Origin of the sequence: Pseudomonas sp. 20P_3.2_Bac5, from assembly GCF_025466035.1 — a bacterium.
Lineage (GTDB): Bacteria > Pseudomonadota > Gammaproteobacteria > Pseudomonadales > Pseudomonadaceae > Aquipseudomonas.
Genome location: NZ_JANLOA010000052.1, coordinates 1 through 436 on the forward strand (window position 1 = coordinate 1; position 436 = coordinate 436).

1 protein-coding gene is annotated in these 436 nt (G+C 68.6%); it reads right to left on the reverse strand.

Features of this window, described 5'->3' with window-relative positions; all coding sequences use genetic code 11:
* Nucleotides 1-436 (reverse strand): hypothetical protein (locus tag NTD88_RS09110; protein WP_262154313.1); only part of this gene is annotated, 436 nt, incomplete at both ends.

Below are 436 nucleotides of genomic sequence, written 5' to 3' on the forward strand. Positions count from 1 at the left end.
CTGATTGTTGACGCTGGTTTGCACTTCCAGGTCGCCCGCTACCAGGCCGCCCGGGATCGTGCCGATTGCCAGGCCGTTGTCGGTGAGGCTGCCGGTGTAGTCGATCAGGCGGTACACGCCGAGGCCGAAGCCGCCGGCGTCGGTGACGTTGAGCTTGCCGTCGAGCACCAGGTTGCCGTTGACCTTGAGCATTCCGGCCTGGCCCGCGACCGCGGCGCCGAGGAAGGCGTCGAGGTTGGAATCGTTGTTGAGGGTCAGGTTGCCGGTGGTCAGGGTGGTGCTGCTCGCGAGCTGCACATGGCCGCCATCGGCGAGGGTCACGGCGCCGTCGATGCGGCCCGTGCCAGCGAGGGTGGCGCCGTTGGCGACGGTCAGCCCAGAGGTGCCCAGCACGCCCTGGCCAGTGACGGACAGGACGCCTTGGCTCACCGTGGTA